General features: G+C 66.5%; 19 protein-coding genes and 1 pseudogene. 11 read left to right on the forward strand and 9 right to left on the reverse strand.

The window, feature by feature from the left end; all coding sequences use genetic code 11:
• Positions 1-87: 87 nt before the first annotated feature.
• Together C1A30_RS28200 and C1A30_RS28205 are read left to right on the forward strand one after the other, a co-directional pair.
• Positions 88-753, forward strand: a complete 666-nt coding sequence (locus C1A30_RS28200) for a DUF998 domain-containing protein (RefSeq protein ID WP_101951552.1) — start codon at positions 88-90, stop codon at positions 751-753.
• A gap of 67 nt (positions 754-820) precedes the next feature.
• Entirely contained in the window at positions 821-1315 is a 495-nt protein-coding gene (locus tag C1A30_RS28205) for a DUF1772 domain-containing protein (protein ID WP_101951553.1), read from the forward strand.
• Between the two features lie 7 nt (positions 1316-1322).
• Here C1A30_RS28205 and C1A30_RS28210 read toward each other — a convergent pair whose 3' ends face one another.
• Complete coding sequence (locus C1A30_RS28210) at positions 1323-2171, reverse strand: RDD family protein (protein ID WP_101951554.1); 849 nt, start codon at positions 2169-2171, stop codon at positions 1323-1325.
• A gap of 28 nt (positions 2172-2199) precedes the next feature.
• Here C1A30_RS28210 and C1A30_RS28215 point away from each other — a divergent pair, with 28 nt between their 5' ends.
• Positions 2200-3192, forward strand: a complete 993-nt coding sequence (locus tag C1A30_RS28215; RefSeq protein ID WP_101951555.1) for a stage II sporulation protein M — start codon at positions 2200-2202, stop codon at positions 3190-3192.
• Here the strand turns inward: C1A30_RS28215 and C1A30_RS28220 are convergent.
• From C1A30_RS28220 to C1A30_RS28240, 5 genes are all read right to left on the reverse strand, one after another.
• Entirely contained in the window at positions 3189-4511 is a 1323-nt protein-coding gene (locus tag C1A30_RS28220; RefSeq protein ID WP_101951556.1) for a DUF58 domain-containing protein, read from the reverse strand. The two genes, C1A30_RS28215 and C1A30_RS28220, sit on opposite strands and share 4 nt — an antisense overlap.
• Entirely contained in the window at positions 4511-5434 is a 924-nt protein-coding gene (locus C1A30_RS28225; RefSeq protein WP_101952936.1) for a MoxR family ATPase, read from the reverse strand. The genes C1A30_RS28220 and C1A30_RS28225 overlap by 1 nt, the downstream gene beginning before the upstream one ends.
• Before the next feature lie 140 nt (positions 5435-5574).
• Entirely contained in the window at positions 5575-6726 is a 1152-nt protein-coding gene (locus tag C1A30_RS28230; RefSeq protein WP_101951557.1) for a DUF4350 domain-containing protein, read from the reverse strand.
• Positions 6723-7376, reverse strand: coding sequence for a DUF4129 domain-containing protein (locus C1A30_RS28235; protein ID WP_101951558.1), 654 nt, complete (start codon positions 7374-7376; stop codon positions 6723-6725). The genes C1A30_RS28230 and C1A30_RS28235 overlap by 4 nt, the downstream gene beginning before the upstream one ends.
• A gap of 1 nt (position 7377) precedes the next feature.
• On the reverse strand, positions 7378-8580 hold the full coding sequence (locus C1A30_RS28240; protein WP_200828449.1) for a hypothetical protein: 1203 nt from the start codon (positions 8578-8580) through the stop codon (positions 7378-7380).
• Between the two features lie 75 nt (positions 8581-8655).
• On the opposite strand from C1A30_RS28240, the gene C1A30_RS28245 reads away from it, so the two are divergent.
• The 4 genes from C1A30_RS28245 (at position 8656) to C1A30_RS28260 (ending at position 11796) form a co-directional block, all read left to right on the forward strand.
• On the forward strand, positions 8656-9330 hold the full coding sequence (locus C1A30_RS28245) for an SIMPL domain-containing protein (protein ID WP_101951560.1): 675 nt from the start codon (positions 8656-8658) through the stop codon (positions 9328-9330).
• A gap of 10 nt (positions 9331-9340) precedes the next feature.
• On the forward strand, positions 9341-9805 hold the full coding sequence (locus C1A30_RS28250) for a GatB/YqeY domain-containing protein (RefSeq protein WP_101951561.1): 465 nt from the start codon (positions 9341-9343) through the stop codon (positions 9803-9805).
• Between the two features lie 36 nt (positions 9806-9841).
• A complete protein-coding gene (locus C1A30_RS28255; RefSeq protein WP_101951562.1) occupies positions 9842-10828 on the forward strand; it encodes an LLM class F420-dependent oxidoreductase in 987 nt (328 codons plus the stop codon).
• A 74-nt stretch (positions 10829-10902) separates the two neighbouring features.
• Positions 10903-11796, forward strand: coding sequence for a manganese catalase family protein (locus tag C1A30_RS28260; protein WP_101951563.1), 894 nt, complete (start codon positions 10903-10905; stop codon positions 11794-11796).
• A gap of 45 nt (positions 11797-11841) precedes the next feature.
• Here the strand turns inward: C1A30_RS28260 and C1A30_RS28265 are convergent.
• A pseudogene (locus C1A30_RS28265) lies at positions 11842-12425 on the reverse strand (hemerythrin domain-containing protein).
• A gap of 103 nt (positions 12426-12528) precedes the next feature.
• Here C1A30_RS28265 and C1A30_RS35870 point away from each other — a divergent pair.
• Positions 12529-12666 (forward strand): hypothetical protein, encoded by a 138-nt coding sequence (locus tag C1A30_RS35870; protein ID WP_200828450.1) that lies wholly within the window; start codon positions 12529-12531, stop codon positions 12664-12666.
• Here the strand turns inward: C1A30_RS35870 and C1A30_RS28270 are convergent.
• Positions 12663-13337 (reverse strand): phosphodiesterase, encoded by a 675-nt coding sequence (locus tag C1A30_RS28270; protein WP_101951564.1) that lies wholly within the window; start codon positions 13335-13337, stop codon positions 12663-12665. The genes C1A30_RS35870 and C1A30_RS28270 overlap by 4 nt on opposite strands.
• A 120-nt stretch (positions 13338-13457) precedes the next feature.
• Here C1A30_RS28270 and C1A30_RS28275 point away from each other — a divergent pair, with 120 nt between their 5' ends.
• Both C1A30_RS28275 and C1A30_RS28280 read left to right on the forward strand, forming a co-directional pair.
• A complete protein-coding gene (locus C1A30_RS28275) occupies positions 13458-14150 on the forward strand; it encodes a HemK2/MTQ2 family protein methyltransferase (protein WP_369974214.1) in 693 nt (230 codons plus the stop codon).
• Positions 14147-14365 carry a CDGSH iron-sulfur domain-containing protein gene (locus tag C1A30_RS28280; RefSeq protein WP_101951566.1) on the forward strand — a complete coding sequence of 73 codons (219 nt, stop codon included), beginning with the start codon at positions 14147-14149 and terminating at the stop codon, positions 14363-14365. Before C1A30_RS28275 ends, C1A30_RS28280 begins: the two co-directional genes overlap by 4 nt.
• Here the strand turns inward: C1A30_RS28280 and C1A30_RS28285 are convergent.
• On the reverse strand, positions 14345-15361 hold the full coding sequence (locus C1A30_RS28285; RefSeq protein WP_101951567.1) for an iron-containing redox enzyme family protein: 1017 nt from the start codon (positions 15359-15361) through the stop codon (positions 14345-14347). The two genes, C1A30_RS28280 and C1A30_RS28285, sit on opposite strands and share 21 nt — an antisense overlap.
• A 148-nt stretch (positions 15362-15509) precedes the next feature.
• Between C1A30_RS28285 and C1A30_RS28290 the strand changes: the two genes are divergently transcribed.
• Complete coding sequence (locus tag C1A30_RS28290) at positions 15510-15749, forward strand: hypothetical protein (protein WP_101951568.1); 240 nt, start codon at positions 15510-15512, stop codon at positions 15747-15749.
• The last annotated feature ends 5 nt before the right edge of the window (positions 15750-15754 follow it).

The following is a 15754-nucleotide window of genomic DNA, read 5'->3' on the forward strand; positions in this document are numbered from 1 at the left end:
CGGCTCCCTGATCAGTACTGGACAGTCTAGTTCCGAAGGTCGTAGGGTACTGGACAGTCTAGTTTGATTTGGCTCGGAAGGTGCGACATGACGACGACTGACTGCCCGCCGCTGCCGATTCGGGTGACGAAGTCGCTGCTCGGCTACGGGGTGATCGCGGGGCCGATCTACGTAACAGCGGTGGCATTCCAGATGGTCCTTCGCGACGGGTTCGACCCGACCCGGCATGCTGCCAGCCAACTCGCCAACGGTGATCTGGGCTGGATCCAGATCGCCACCTTCCTGCTGACCGGTGCGATGACGGTCGCTGCGGCCATCGGCGTGCGACGGGCGCTCGGGCCCGGTCGGCTCTCCGGATGGGCGTCGGGGCTGCTCGGTGCCTACGGTGTGGCCTTGATCGCCGCCGGCATCTTCCGGGCCGATCCGTCCGACGGCTTCCCGCCGGGCACACCCGCGGGCATGGGTGAGGTCAGCTGGCACGGGTTGACGCATTTCGCGGTGGCGAGTGTCGGGTTCCTCTGCCTGGTGGCGGCGTGCTTTGTGCTGGCGGCGTGGTTTGTGCGCACCGGTCAGGCGTCGTGGGCGTGGTTCTCCCGGATCACCGGCGTGGTCTTCGCAGCCAGCTTCTTGGCGTTGGCGTCCGGAAGGGGCGCGGCGGCAACCATTTTGGTGTTCACGGCGGCTGTCGTACTGGCATGGGGGTGGCTGGCCGCGGTATCGGCCAAGTTGTACAGCGGTGTCGCGGCCACGTAGACGCCCGCGTATGTAGTCGGGACGCTGAGCGATGGCACCCGGCGCGCGGGATCGGTTGACTTCTCGCATGAACACCAGTCCCGTCGTCGTCCTGACCTCGCTGGCAGCACTCGCGAGCGCCGCCGCAGGCGGGATGATGTACGCGTTCTCGACGTTCGTGATGCGCGGCCTCGATCGCACCGGACCCGCCGATGCCATCACCGCGATGCGAGGTATCAACGCCGAGGCCAACGGGAATCCCGTGTTCCTGCTCGGATACTTCGGCGCGACGGTCCTGGCCGTCGCGGTCGGAGTCGCCGCGCTGACCCGCCTGAATCAGCCGGGCAGTTGGTGGCTGCTCATCGGTGCGGTGCTCGGCATCCTCGGAGCGGTCGTCACGATCGCCTTCAACGTGCCGCTCAACAATCACCTCGACGCTGTGAACCCCGATGGCCTATCGCTGACCGACGCCGCGGGCGAGTGGCGAGCGTACTTCTCGGTGTGGACGGCGTGGAACCACGTACGCACCGCCACCAGCTTGATCGGTGCCGCGGTGATGCTTTTCGGGTTGCGTTACCGCTGAGGCGATCTCAACTCGGCGGGGTGAAGCCGCCGGGATCGGGCGGTGCCGCTGGCTGCGGCCGATAGGTGGGCTGGACCGGTGGCGGAGCAGCGTTCTGGGCTGTGCGCGCCTGCAAGCGCGCCAACTCACGGCGGTGGCGCTCGGCCAGCACGGCGGCCAGCACCAACTGCGGCGGCACGCCGGGTGGAGGTGGCGGTGAGATCTGAGCGGCCACCTCGGCGGCGATCCGGTATGCGATCTGGTCACGGATAGCGGGATCCAGTTGTGCTGCGCGCGAAAGGAATTGGCGGGCACGCTCGGCCTGTCCTGGACCGAGTCCGGACAACTGCAACGAAGACGCCCACCATGCGAGCTGCGGCGGCATCGGCGGCGGTGGGCTCAGCTTCGGGGCGCGTTCGCTGATCACCACGGTGCCGGCGAAGATATCGCCGATGCGCTTTCCCTTCGGCGACAGCATGCTGCAGATCACCGCAGGGCCGCCGACCAGAGTCCAGATCTCGATCACACCCGCCAGCGCGCGAAACAGCGCCTGGCGGAAGCGTTCTGGACCGCCGTCCTCTGAAACCACCCGCAGCCCCAACGCCATTTTTCCCAGTGACCGACCCCTGGTCGCTGTCTCGAACACGAGTGGGTAACCGACCAGTGCCAGCACGGTGAAGATAATCAACACCGCGGCCGACAATGCATCGTCGAATTGGGACAGCATGGTCGCCCACAACATCACGCCGATCACGTAGATTACGAACACCACCGTCAGGTCGATCAACGCCGACAACGCGCGCACCGGGAGTTGAGCGATCTGAACATCCAGGACTACGGCATCGCCGGTCACCACTGGTTCTTGCTGGCCGACCATACTGCGCCAGGCTACTAGGATTTGCCACGTGGATGTCGATGCGTTCGTGCTGGCGCACCGCCCGACGTGGAACCGACTCGAGGTGCTGGTCAAGAAGCGCCGCCGGCTGACCGGCGCGGAGGTCGACGAACTGGTCGACCTCTACCAGCGGGTGTCCACCCACCTCTCGATGGTGCGCAGTGTGTCCACCGACGGAATTCTCATCGGTCGGTTGTCGGGCCTGGTGGCGCAGGCGCGTTCGGTGGTGACCGGCGCGCACGCGCCGCTGTGGCGTGAGTTCGTCCGGTTCTGGACGGTGTCGTTCCCCGTCGTTGCGTACCGGTCATGGCGGTGGTGGCTCGGCACTGCCATCGCGTTCTTCCTCGTCGTGGTGCTGATCGCGTTGTGGTTGTCCGGGAACCACGAAGCGCAGGCAGCTCTGAAAACCCCGAGCGAGATCGAGGAACTGGTCAACCACGACTTCGCGTCCTACTACAGCGAGCATCCGGCTGGATCGTTTGCGCTGCAGGTGTGGATCAACAACTCATGGGTGACCGCGCAGTGCATCGGGTTTGCAATCCTGCTCGGTATCCCGATCCCGTACATCCTGTTCCAGAACGCGGCGAACCTCGGTGTCATCGGGGCGTTCATGTTCGACGCGGGCAAGGGGGACGTGTTCCTCGGTCTTCTGGCCCCGCACGGGTTGCTCGAACTGACCGCGGTGTTCTTGGCAGGCGCGGTCGGCATGCGACTCGGCTGGTCGGTGGTCTCGCCGGGAAACCGGCCGCGCGGTCAGGTTCTGGCCGAACAGGGCCGAGCCGTGGTGGCCGTTGCTGTCGGACTGGTTGTCGTGCTGCTGGTTTCAGGGCTCATCGAGGCGTTGGTGACGCCGTCGCCGCTACCAACGGCGGTCCGCATAGGTATCGGTGTCGCAGCCGAAATAGCTTTTCTCGGTTACGTTTTCCACTTCGGGCGCAAAGCGGTGAGGGCGGGCGAGAGCGGCGACGTCGAGGATGCGCCTGACCTGGTCCCTACGACTTAGAGCTTGCCGCTTGCCTTCATGGCCAGATAGTGGTCGGCGAGTTCAGGCGCCAACTGGTCGGGAGGCGCGTCCACCACGTCGACTCCTGACCGCCGCAACCGCGATGCGATCGCCCGCCGGTCGTTGCGGGCGCGTTCGGCCGCGGCCGCGTCGTAGACCTGAGCTGCGTCGGCGCGCCCGGCGGCCAGCTGGTCGACCCGCGGATCCGCCACGGCGGCGATCAGCAGTTGATGTTTGGCGGACAGCTGCGGCAGCACCGCCATCAAACCCTCGTCGAGTGCCGACGCGTTCAGGTCCGTCAACAGCACCACGAGCGCGCGGCGTCGGATCCGCCGGTGCACGGTGGCCGACATCGCCCGCGCGTCGGACTCCACCAGGGCGGGTTCCAGCGGCGCCATCGAGTCGACCAATTGTGAGAGGAGTTCGGTGCGCGACGCGTTGAACACGCCTGCGCGGGTCACCCGGTCGTGGGCGATGAAGTCGACGTGGTCGCCTGCGCGGGCCGCCAGCGCCGCCAACAGCAGCGCGGCGTCCATCGACCAGTCCAGCCGGGGCCAGCCGCCAGGATCGGCAAGGGTCGGATCGACTCCGACCCGGCCCGCCGACGTGCGCCCGGTGTCCAGCACGATGACTACCCGGCGGTCCCGCTCCGGCCGCCATGTCCGCACCACCACATCCCCGCGTCGCGCGGTGGCGCGCCAGTCGATGGAGCGAACGTCGTCGCCGATGACGTACTCGCGTAGCGAGTCGAATTCGGTGCCCTGACCCCGGATCAGCACGGGCGTCATGCCTTCGAGCTCACGCAGTTTCGCCAGCCGCGACGGCAGATGCTTTCGCGACAGGAACGGAGGCAGAATGCGGATCTGCCACGGTACCCGGTGAGAGCCTTGGCGGCCCGCCAGGCCCAGCGGCCCGATCGAGCGTGCGGTGACCAGCGCGCTGTGCTGATCGCCGCGCCGGACAGGACTCAGCCGGGTGACAAGCCGAACATGTTGACCCGCAGGAATGTTGACGGCGTGCGTGCGGGGTTCGGCGCGGGTGCTCGGCGCCCAGGCGTCGCGGATCTGGCCGCGGAACCGCCTGCGGTTGGAGTTCCCGACCACCAGAACGGCGTCGACCGGCTGACCGAGCCGGGCCACGGTATCGCCCAGCCGGCTGCAGTTGAGCCGACGCGGGCTGGCGGCGAGCGCGATGTCGGCCGCGACGACCGCGACCAACGCTGCCAACAGCACGACGAACGCGAGCGCGGGCGACGGCGCCAACGCGATCGGCAACACGCAGATCAACGCGACGAGGCCGACGCGGCCGGTCAGCACCACTAGCGCGGCACCGGTACGGCCGAAAGTATGCCGTCGAGCACGCCGTCCGGATTGGCGCCTTCCAACTCGGCCTCCGGCCGCAACGACACTCGGTGCCGCAGCGTCGGTTTGGCCATCGCTTTGACGTCATCGGGCGTGACGTAGTTTCGGCCGGACAACCACGCCCACGACCGCGCGGTGGCCAGCAATGCAGTCGCGCCGCGTGGCGACACCCCAAGCTGCAGCGACGGGGAGCGCCGCGTCGCGCCGGCGATGTCGACGATGTAGCCCAACACCTCGTCGGCCACCAGGACCGTGCGCACAGCCGCCCGTCCTGCCGCCAGATCCGCCGCGCCTGCAACGGGTTTCACCGCCGACAGCTCACGCGGGTCGAAGCCGCGTGCGTGTCGGTCGAGGATCGCGATCTCCTGATCGCGCGGCGGCAGCGGCACATTGAGTTTGAGCAGGAACCGGTCCAGTTGCGCCTCGGGCAGTTGGTATGTGCCCTCGTACTCGATCGGATTCTGGGTCGCGGCGACGATGAACGGGTCCGGCAGCGGCCGCGGTTCCCCCTCGACACTGACCTGGCGCTCCTCCATGGCCTCCAGCAGCGCCGCCTGTGTTTTGGGCGGGGTCCGGTTGATTTCGTCGGCCAGCAACAGGTTGGTGAACACCGGGCCGGAATGGAATTCGAATTCCGCTGTGCGGGCGTCATATACGAGCGATCCGGTGACGTCGCCCGGCATGAGGTCTGGAGTGAACTGCACTCGTTTGAAGTCGAGTTGCAACGCGGCGGCCAGCGTGCGCACCAACAGGGTTTTGGCCACCCCCGGCACGCCTTCGAGCAGGACGTGGCCGCGGCACAGCAGCGCGATGACCAGACCACTGACCACGGCGTCCTGACCGACCACGGCCTTCGCGATCTCACCGCGCAGCGCCAGCAGGGCATTTCGCGCTGTCTCCGATGTCGCCGCCGCCGCGGCTCCGGTCTCCGATGTCGCCGCCGCCGCGGCTCCGGTCTCCGATGTCGCCGCCGCCGCGGCTCCGGTCTCCGATGTCGCCGTGCTGTCTGCTGTTGGCTGCGTCACGATTGAGCGACCTGCCTTTCGATGTTGTCGAGTTCGTTCGCGAGGTTCACCAGATCAGGGTCGCTGGCGGGCGCGGGGCCGAACAGTATGTGCGCCACCGCGTGCCCGGGCAATCCGCATCGCTCCGATATGGCGGCCACGACATCGGGCGGTTGAGCGTCGGATCCGAGGCCGACGCGTGGTGCCATCCGTTGCAGTGCCGCAGTGCGGAGCGCCTCGGCCGCACGGTCCCGGGCCCGGCGCGAGCGGTACAGCCGACCGCGGCCCTCGACCGTCTCCGAAGCGCGTACCACCACGGGCAGTTGCTCTGCCACCAGCGGGCCGATTCGTCGGCCCTTCCACAGGGCCAGTGAAGCGACGACGAGGCACAGTTGGAGGACGATCCATTGCACTTGTGAAGGCATCAAATCGGTCAGCCTTGCGGCACCTGGAGATTCAGCGCCCGCTTCGCTGTGCTGCGGCGCGTACCAGATCAGTCGTGGATGAGAGCCCGCGAGGTTCATCGCCAGCGCGGCATTGCCCGCATCGAGCAGACCGCCGTTGGTCATGAATCGGCCGGAGCTCACGACTGTGATCTGACGTCCGTTGTGGCTGTAGCGGATCAGTGCGCCGCCGTAGCACCGCGTCACGGGTACGTCGCCTGCCGCCTCGTAGCCGTCGGCGAGACCGAGTTGTACCTCGCCCGCACGCTGCGCCTCGCGAAGGTCGCAGCCGGGTTTCGAATCACCGAAGGTGGTTTCGTCGCCGGGCCGGATTTCCGGAGCCAGCTTCTCGCGCGTCCGGGATATCGGTTCCACCAGCAGTCGATCACCGGGCAGGGCAGCCAACCGACGCAGCAGATCATCGTCGAACAGATAAAAGGTCTGCGCGATCAGGATCATCGTGTCAGGGCGGGCGGCGCGCTCCACGGCGGCGATGTCGTCGGCCACGACGACGTCCGCGCCATGCTCGCGCAGAATGGTGACGAGGGCTCCAGCGCCGTCGGGTGACGTCGACCTCGGATCCATCGGTCCGCCTGGCCGCGGTGTGGTCAGATATGCGCTGAGCAGTGCCACGCCGACGATCACCGCCAACGCCAACAAGCCCCAGCGAACGCTGCGCCACCGCTGCCCGAGCGTGGGCCCGACGGCCGTGCGGGAGAACGTCATCGCACGTCCGCCCAGCCGCCGGAGGCGGTAGGTGCCGACCCGCTGACGTCGACGGCAGGTATGCGTGACCGCAGGTGGTCATCGAGTTCGGCGACCATTTGGTACGAGCTTTCAGTGCCGGGTCGCTCGCCGTACGTGACGTCGTTGAAAGCCTCAGCGGCCCTGCGCAACTCGTTGCCAAGCGGTGGTATGGCACGGCCGGCGTCTCTGGCCAATTCGGTCGCCGTGCGACCGGGCACGCGTTCGAGGACTGAACTCTCCTCTAGCTGCCGCGCAACGGCTCTGAGCCGATGACGAATCGCGGCCGACCAGTTGTCCACGGCGGCAAACTGTTCCGCGGTCGCGCGATGCTCAGCTGCGCTGAGTTCATGCTCGCCGAACAAGGCTGACTCGCCGCCGCGGTTGGTGCGCATGGTCCGGCGCGCGACCCGGATCGCTACCACGATCGCGACGATCAGCAGCATCGCCAGCACAGTGATCGTCAACCATCCACCGGGCAGGGAGGCGCTTGCGTCCGCGAGTTTGTAAAGCACTTCTTCGAGCCAATGGAGGAGGCGTTCGGTCAGCGACGGCTTGGGGTAGATCGGCTTCGAAAGTTCATGCTGTGCCGCCTCGTGCGCAGCATCGCGATCGATGTCTATCGTCGGCACGTCAAACTTGGGGGGTCAGCCAGAGGTGGTCAGTCGAATCGGACGGAGCGCCTGGCCCGAACGTCGCACCGGCCTGCAGCACCAGGTCGAACGCCTCGGCACGGATCCGGCGATCCGCGTAAAGCAGCACCACGACACCGGCCGAGAAAGGCGCGGTGATGATCTGGCTGATGGCGCTGCCGACGGACAGCAGTGTCAGCGCAACAATCAAACCCAACGTGGAAAACGCTGAAGCGAGCACAAGCTGACCGCCCAAGCTGAACGGGATGGAAACCGCGCCGGAGATGAAAACGGCCACGATGCCTGCGAGCAGCCAGATGCCGAACACTCGCCAGAAGTCCCTGCGAATCAACTTGAACGAGCGCGCCATCGCGGGGACGATCGGCAGCCGCTCCAGCACGATGAGTGCAGGCGTGAAGTTGAGTATCGTCGCCAAATAGATCAGCCCGACGATCAGGGCCAACCCCAACGGCACACCGACCACGACGGCCGCGACGCCGCCGACAGCCATCGCGACACCGGTGATGATCAGGACGACAACCCCGATCAGCATCGCGGCGCCGACTATCTCGAGCAGGGTGAAACTGATCAGCGCCCACAGCCGGGGCTTCAGCCGTCGCCACGCCTCGCCGATGGTGATGGGCGCCCCGAACACCGCGCGACCGATGACCACGGTCAGCATGCCGGTCAGCAGAATCGACGAGAGCCAGGTGGCCGCCGCCCCGGCAATACTCGACAGCGACGAACCGAGCAGCACACCCGTCTGCACCGGCTCGCCGCCGAGGGTGGGCGTCAGCTGCCCGGCGATTGCAAGCGGGCCCACCGACAATACGAGCCCAAGAAGGTGAGCGGCCACCACCACGACGGTCGTCAAACCCAGCGTCGCTTTGGGATTGGCGCGGATGTAGGCCACCGCGCCGTTGAAGATGTCCGACATTGTCAAGGGGCGGAGGGGAATGACACCCGGCTTGAGAGCCAGCGGTGCGCCGTACCCTGGATAGCCCGGGGGCGGATAACCACCTGGAGCGCCGTAGCCCGGGGGCGGATAACCACCTGGAGCGCCGTAGCCCGGGGGCGGATAACCACCTGGAGCGCCGTAGCCCGGCGTCGGATGACCCTGATAACCCGGTGGTGGGTAGCCGGGAGGCGGATAGCCCGGCGGCGGCGGACCTGCAGGGGGAAACCCGCCGGCGTCGTTGCTCATGATCACCATCCTGTCGATGACTCCGCAAATTGACAACGTGGTCGGGCCGCCCGCGCCAGCCGCTACCGTGACGACATGTCGACTGAGATCACCGTGCGCGGTTCCTTCTCCGCCTTCGAGCGGCCCGAACGCGCCACCGTGCACGCCATGATCGGTTACGAGGGCGCTGCGATGGAGCCGGTCTACAGCCGCGTCGCGCGTGACTTGGATGCCGTCAAGGCTTCCCTGGCAGCGCTGGAGGACGACGGTTCGGTGACGTGGTGGTCGGCAGATCAACTGCGCACCTGGTCGCAGCGGCCGTGGAACAAGGACGGTAAACAGCTGCCGCTGGTGCACCACGCCAGCGTCGACGTGGAGGTGAAGTTCCGCGACTTCGGCGCGCTGTCCCGTTGGGTGAGCAGGCAGATAGCGGATATCGAAGGATTCCGCGTCGCGCGGGTCGAGTGGGCGCTGACCGAGAAACGTCGCGAAGCACTGGCCAAGGAAGTACGCACCCGCGCGGTGCGGGACGCGGTCACCCGTGCGCAGGCGTACGCCGACGCGCTGGGTCTGGGCGCGATCAGGCCCGTGGCCGTCGCCGACGCCGGGATGCTCGGTGCGCGACCCGAAACCGGTCCCGCTGCCGCGTACATGCGTGCAGCGGCCGTCGGCGGTACCTCCGATGTCGAGCTGGTGCCGGAGCACATCGAAGTGTCGGCGGAGGTCGACGCGCGGTTCCTTGCCGGCGCCGAGTCGGCGCCCCCGGCGTAGCGTTTGCGCCATGGCGGAACTCAAAGATCGGCTGCGCGCCGACCTGACCAGCGCGATGAAGTCGCAGGACAAGCTGCGGACCGCGACGTTGCGGATGCTGCTGGCGGCGATCCAGAAGGAAGAGGTGGCCGGTGACGCGCCGCGCGAACTGTCCGACGCCGACCTGATCAAAGTCCTGCAGCGCGAAGCGAAGAAGCGCAGCGAGGCGGCCGAGATCTACACGCAGAACGGTCGCGGTGAGCTCGCCGCGAACGAGCATGCGGAGGCGCGCGTCATAGACGACTATCTGCCCACCCAGCTCACCGAAGCCGAACTGGCCGATGTAGCCGACACCGCGATCGCCCAAGTCGCCGAGGAGATCGGTGAGCGGCCGGGCATGCGGCAGATGGGTCAGGTGATGAAGGCCGCGACCGCCATCGCCGCAGGAAAAGCCGACGGTGCCAGGCTGTCGGCGGCCGTCAAGGACAGGCTGTAGTCGTTTCGTGATCAGGGGCTCGGGTATCCGAGTGCCATGACGCGGTTTGGCTACACCCTGATGACAGAACAGAGCGGACCTAAAGAGCTTGTCCGGTATGCCGTTTCGGCGGAACGCGCGGGCTTCGACTTCGAGGTGTCCAGCGATCACTACTTCCCGTGGCTGGCGTCGCAGGGGCATGCGCCGTATGCCTGGTCGGTGCTGGGCGCCGTCGCCCAGGTCACCGAACGGGTGGAGCTGTTCACCTACGTGACGTGCCCGACGATGCGTTACCACCCGGCCGTGGTCGCGCAGAAGGCCGCCACGTTGCAGATCCTTGCCGACGGCCGCTTCACGCTCGGCCTCGGCAGCGGCGAGAACCTCAACGAACATGTCGTCGGCGGGCGATGGCCGACGGTGTCGCGTCGTCAGCTGATGCTCAAAGAGGCCATCCAGATCATCCGTGAGTTGTTCACGGGCGAGCTGGTCGACTGGAAAGGCGAGTATTTCGAGGTGGATTCGGCGCGGATCTGGGATCTCCCTGACATTCCCGTCGCGATCGCCACGGCGGTGTCGGGTGAACGTTCGGTGGAGATGTTCGCGCCGTTGTCCGACCATTTGATCGCTGTGGAGCCGAAGAAGGCTCTCGTCGACGAATGGCATGATGCGCGCCGCGCGACCGGGCTGCCGGGCGACGTCAGGGTGATCGGGCAGATACCGATCTGTTGGGACCCCGACCGCGACCGCGCGGTGCAGCGCGCGCACGATCAGTTCCGCTGGTTCGGCGGCGGGTGGGCCGTGAACGCCGATCTGCCGACCACGGCGGGTTTCGAGGGGGCCACTCAGTTCGTGAAACCGGAGGATGTCGCGGAATCCATTCCGTGCGGGCCGGATCTGGACGCCATCGTGGACGCGGTGCGCAAGTACTGGGAGGCCGGTTTCACCGACATCGCACTCGTGCAGATCGGCGACGACGGCCAAGAGTTGTTTTTGAAGGAGGCGGCGGGCGCGCTGCTCGAGAAACTCCGGACGGCGGCGGGCTGATTGCCGTTTGGTGCACCTGATCCCGGGTATTCGCCGGCGACCTGCCCACATCGTCGACAGCCCGGGAGGCGCCCATGTTCATCCACAACAAAGACCTTCAATTCGAGGTGCGGGTCAGCGAACCCGACCCGCGTTTCGCCACACTGCTGCAGGAACAGTTCGGCGGCGCCAACGGTGAACTGAAGGCAGCGATGCAGTACTTCACGCAGGCGTTCGTGCTGCGGCAGAAGAACCCGAAGATGTACGACCTGTTCATGGACATCGCCACCGAGGAGTTCAGCCATCTGGAGATGGTCGGGTCGATCATCACCATGCTGCTCGACGGCCTCAACGACGACCTCAAGATGGCCAACGAGCGGTGCGATTGGATGCCCGCCGTCGCCAGCCGTGACGGCCGCGACGCCATCATCCACAGCGTCGCAGTGAATCCCCTGTACTTTGCGCTGAGCGGCGGCGGCCCCGACGTCAAGGACTCCGCGGGCGTGCCGTGGCAAGGCACGTTCGTCAACGCGAACGGCGATCCGACGGTGGACCTGCGCAGCAATCTCGCGGCCGAGTCGCGCGCGAAGATCGTGTACGAGTACCTGAAGCAGTTCACCGATGATCCGGGCGTGCAGGACACCCTGACGTTCCTGATGACGCGGGAAGTCGCGCATTACCAACAGTTCACGGCGGCGTTGAACGAATTGCCGGTGAACTTCCCGCCCGGTCAACTCGCCGGGGACGATCGGTTCCAGAATGTCGCGTTCAACATGTCCAATGGCGACGGGTCGGTGCGCGGGCCGTGGAACGAGGGTCAGGGACCGTGGCCCGAAGGCATGGAGTGGGAGTACGTCGAGAAGCCCGAGCAGCAGTGGCTCGGCGGCACCAAACGGCAGAACAAGGGTGCTGAGCGCAGCCCGGAGGGACAGCCTGCGGTGCAGAGCGAAAAGCCGTTCACTCACGAACAGCGCACGCCCACAGATTGATTCGCGCGTCAGCGAGGGCCGGCCAGGTGCCGGCCCTCGTCGCGTTCAGTGCTGTTGCGGGTCGGGTGGGTTCTTGTCGGCGCGGCCGCTGGCGGCGTCGCGCAGATGGTCTGCCATCGCGGCGACGGTTCCCATGGTCTTCTGCACGGTTGCGTTGGGCGGTGTGTCGGGATGCGGCCGGGTGGGGCGATCTTCTTGGCCGCCTCGAGCTTTTCACCTAGCTTCTCGCGGTGTTCGCGGCTGACCGCTGCCTCGAACGCAGGCCACACGACATCTTGCTCGTATTTGATGTGCTCGCGACCCGCCTTGACGAAGTCTTGAAGTGCCTGTTGGTATTCCGGGTCACCGGGTTTGCCGTCTTCGAGTGCCTGGAGCAGTTTCTTGCCCTCCTGCTCCTGGGTCAACGCGACGTCGGCGAGTTCGTCACCGCCCTCGACGGCGTCACGGACCGCCGGCCAGAAGAACTGCTCCTCGACGGCCTCGTGCTGGGATTCCGCGATGATCAGATTGGTCACCATCGTGGCCAGTCCGCTGGCGTCGGCACCGGAACCGGATGGCGCGCCGTCGAGCACCTCCAACATGCCGAGCACGCTTTTGTGGTCCCCACGAAGGAACGCCAGGGCATCCATAGTGTCCGCCTTTCGCCGATGTGACAGTTCGCAGCGCATACCCGGGGCGGACAGGTTGAAACGAAACGTCAACGGGTAGTTCAGCGTGGACGAAAGGATTGTGATGCCACGCGGCAAAGGGATTTACGACGAGGAGAAGACCGTCGAGGAGACCGGCACGACCAGCGATACGGGCGATGCCGACACCACCGACGAGAACACGCCTGACGTCGCAGACACCGATCAGGAACCGACGGGTTAATCGGCGTCTCGGCCTTCCCGGCTACGCCGATACGCCGCGCGCCGAATGTCGGCGAGCCAACTCGGGGCCAACTGCACGTCTTCGTCGCTGTGCAGGACCGGGTCGAACGCGATGTCGTCGGTGCTCGGATCGAGGTGCCGCAACGTCAGCCGGGCCAACGGTGAGAACCCGCTGAGCCCGCGGGCCTGCTCGACGTCGAATTCGAGTATGCCGGAGTCAATTTGGTTCCTGATGGTGTCCAGCGACAACCCCGGCTCATCGATCTGAGTGGACAGCCGGGCGCGAATCCACCACAGGCCGCCGTCGAAGCGAAGCGGCATCAGGCTGGAGAACGTCGTGCTCGTCCAGGACCGGGTGGGTGCCAAAACGACGCGGCTATTGGCGATCGTGGAGGCCAACAGCACATCCCACGGCATGCACGACCGCAGATCCTGCGGTGGCGGGACACGCCATGCCAGGCCTGCGACGTCGGCCATGGCGCCGGGTAGTCCGATGCCCTTCGAGACGCGGGCGATCACGTCACACGACTGCATCGGCAGCCCACCGTCCGGTGGTGCCAGCCGTTCCAGGTAGCCCTCGGCGAGCACGCCGTCCGGGTGAAACAGGCGGCGGTGGTGGCGGGCGGCCGCACCGATCCGGATCGGCAACGCGGCGATATCTGAAGCATGCACGGCCTAGGGGTGCCCGAAACGCCTGCGCGCAAAACTCCGACCACGGGTTTAACCGTGGCGATACCGGGCATTAATCAAGCAGCGCACGTCGCGCAAGCTAACCCTGTCGAAAGGCCGATGTTGACCACCGCATACACCGACCTGGATCAGCCAGCCGTCATCGAGGGCGTGTATACGCCGCAAGAAGACTCGCAGCTGCTCATCGATGTCATGGAGAAGACCGGGTTGGCGCGCGGTCACCGCGTCGCCGACCTCTGCACCGGCAGCGGGGTGGCGGCGATCGCCGCATACGAGCAGGGCGCGACCGAAGTCAGCGCATTCGACATCTGCCCCCGAGCCGTCCACTGCGCGAGGACCAACGCCGCAACTGCAGGCGTCGACGTCGCGGTGCACCTCGGGTCATGGGCGCGCGCAGTCGAATTCGGCCCCTACGACCTTGTGGTGTGCAACCCGCCCTACGTGCCGCACGATCCCGGCGCCGACGGCATGCGCTTGCCTGCGCATGTGGGGCCGTCCCGGGCGTGGGACGCCGGGTACAACGGACGCATGGTGCTCGATCCGTTGTGCACCACGGCGACACAGCTACTCGCGCACGGTGGCACCATGCTGGTGGTGCAATCCGAGTTCGCAGGCCCGCGGGAAACGTTGGCGCAGCTGGCAGGCGCCGGTCTCGACGCTGAAATCATCGCCTGGCAATGGATTCCGTTTGGGCCGGTGCTGAATGCGCGGGCCGAGTGGCTCGAGGAGACGGGCAGGCTCCAACCGGGCCGCCGAGAGGAAGAGTTGCTGGTGATCAGGGCGGACAAGCCATGAGCGACGAGGAAGCCCGGGTCGTCCGGGTGGTGCCGTCCGGGCCGGTGATGGTGCAGGGTCCGGTACGAATCGAAATGGCCGACGGCAGTGTGGTGGAATCCGACCGGTTCATGGTCGCGATCTGCACCTGCCGCCGCAGTAAGGACTACCCGTTGTGCGACACCAGCCATCGCTGCCGGGTACGGCCGAAGCGGTCAGCCCAGCGGCCGGCGTAGCGATGACCGGCCTGCTTGCCAGCACCGCATCACGTGGTCGGCGAGTCGGTCCTCCACCACGTCGCGGGCCTTGATCCCGAACACCACGTCGCGCTCCAGATGTGGTTCGCGCGCAATGAGATCCCCGACGACGTCCGTCCGCACCACCTGTTCGTGGACCGCATCGGCGACCACGTGCTCGCGGTAGAACCGGATGCACGGTTCGGGTGCGCCCATCCGCTCCAGCGCCTCGACCAGTCGGCGCGAACCCGGCGATGAGGTGATCTCCGTCGACGCGAAATGCCCGATGGCTGCGCCGCGGAACTCGCGGTGCAAACCGAACAACGACATCAGGTTGACCGATGCCAACGCGTCGGCGGGCACGTCGTTGAAGTACGCCAGATAGGTGGAGTCGAGGTCGGCGGCCTCCATCAGATCGCCGTACAGCTGCTGGTGCACCAAATGCCCTCTGCCGCCGCCGTATTCGTCGAACTCGACGGCGACGAACGAGGCCTTGGCCTGGCCGATCAGCCGCGGGATCGCGAAGGCGTGTGGGTCGGCCTCCTTGAGGTGGTACAGCGAGCGGTGCACGAAGTACTCACGCATCTGATTCCAGGTGCCGGTATCACGCAGGTAGTACGAGGGCCCGGTGCCGTCGACGGGCTCGACCGAAAGGGCATCCATCGCATCGGCCGCGGTCTCGTCGCGCGTGATCTCGCCGACATCCTGACGGACCGCGTCCAGGAAGGCGTCCTCGAGTCGGCCGCGGGCACGCAGCAGCGACGGATTCCATTCCCAGCGCGGATTGACGTTGTCGAATCCGCGGTAGTGCAGCTCGTAGCAGATGTACAGCGCCACCTGCAGGTCGAGGCCGTACGGGTCCGCCTCGTAGAGGGGGACGTCGATGTGGCTGTCATTGAGGGCTGGGCGGCCACGCAGCGCCTCGATGATGGCAGAGGACAGCGGTCCGACCGCGTGGGGCAGTTTGGGTTCGACAGAAGTAGACGGCAAAGTCACGCCCGATGTAATTCCCCATGGCCGGGGTAGCCAAACTAAGGAGATAGCCTGCTACGGGCTCGCGCGCCTCATGTCGTGCGGGTCTGTTTAGTTCTACTGTTGGCGGGGAAGTCGACTCCCAGAGTTGTCGAGTCGCAGGGGGGACGTCGTGGTCGGCACCATGATCGCCATTTACTTCGCTGGCTGGATTGTCACGGGTTTCGCCGCGTATGCGGCAGGCAAGCGTCTTTCACACCGGCAGTCGCCTGCCGTGCACCCGTTGTTGGTCAGTGTCGCCGCAGGCGCGGTCTGGCCGCTGCTGTTGATCGGGTTGGTTGAGTTGAGTTCGGTGATCGTGCTGACGAAGGTGCCGTCGAAGCCGCGGCCGAGCCTCGGGATCTACGCGTAGCAACC

This window comes from Mycobacterium sp. 3519A, from assembly GCF_900240945.1.
Classification (GTDB): Bacteria; Actinomycetota; Actinomycetes; order Mycobacteriales; family Mycobacteriaceae; genus Mycobacterium.

Excerpts from the sequence above, each read along its gene's own strand:
- C1A30_RS28200 (WP_101951552.1), top strand. The coding sequence starts at position 88 with ATGACGACGACTGACTGCCCGCCGCTGCCGATTCGGGTGACGAAGTCG.
- C1A30_RS28205 (WP_101951553.1), top strand. The coding sequence starts at position 821 with ATGAACACCAGTCCCGTCGTCGTCCTGACCTCGCTGGCAGCACTCGCG.
- C1A30_RS28210 (WP_101951554.1), bottom strand. The coding sequence starts at position 2,171 with ATGGTCGGCCAGCAAGAACCAGTGGTGACCGGCGATGCCGTAGTCCTG.
- C1A30_RS28230 (WP_101951557.1), bottom strand. The coding sequence starts at position 6,726 with ATGACGTTCTCCCGCACGGCCGTCGGGCCCACGCTCGGGCAGCGGTGG.
- C1A30_RS28240 (WP_200828449.1), bottom strand. The coding sequence starts at position 8,580 with ATGAGCAACGACGCCGGCGGGTTTCCCCCTGCAGGTCCGCCGCCGCCG.
- C1A30_RS28245 (WP_101951560.1), top strand. The coding sequence starts at position 8,656 with ATGTCGACTGAGATCACCGTGCGCGGTTCCTTCTCCGCCTTCGAGCGG.
- C1A30_RS28250 (WP_101951561.1), top strand. The coding sequence starts at position 9,341 with ATGGCGGAACTCAAAGATCGGCTGCGCGCCGACCTGACCAGCGCGATG.
- C1A30_RS28255 (WP_101951562.1), top strand. The coding sequence starts at position 9,842 with ATGACGCGGTTTGGCTACACCCTGATGACAGAACAGAGCGGACCTAAA.
- C1A30_RS28260 (WP_101951563.1), top strand. The coding sequence starts at position 10,903 with ATGTTCATCCACAACAAAGACCTTCAATTCGAGGTGCGGGTCAGCGAA.
- C1A30_RS35870 (WP_200828450.1), top strand. The coding sequence starts at position 12,529 with ATGCCACGCGGCAAAGGGATTTACGACGAGGAGAAGACCGTCGAGGAG.
- C1A30_RS28280 (WP_101951566.1), top strand. The coding sequence starts at position 14,147 with ATGAGCGACGAGGAAGCCCGGGTCGTCCGGGTGGTGCCGTCCGGGCCG.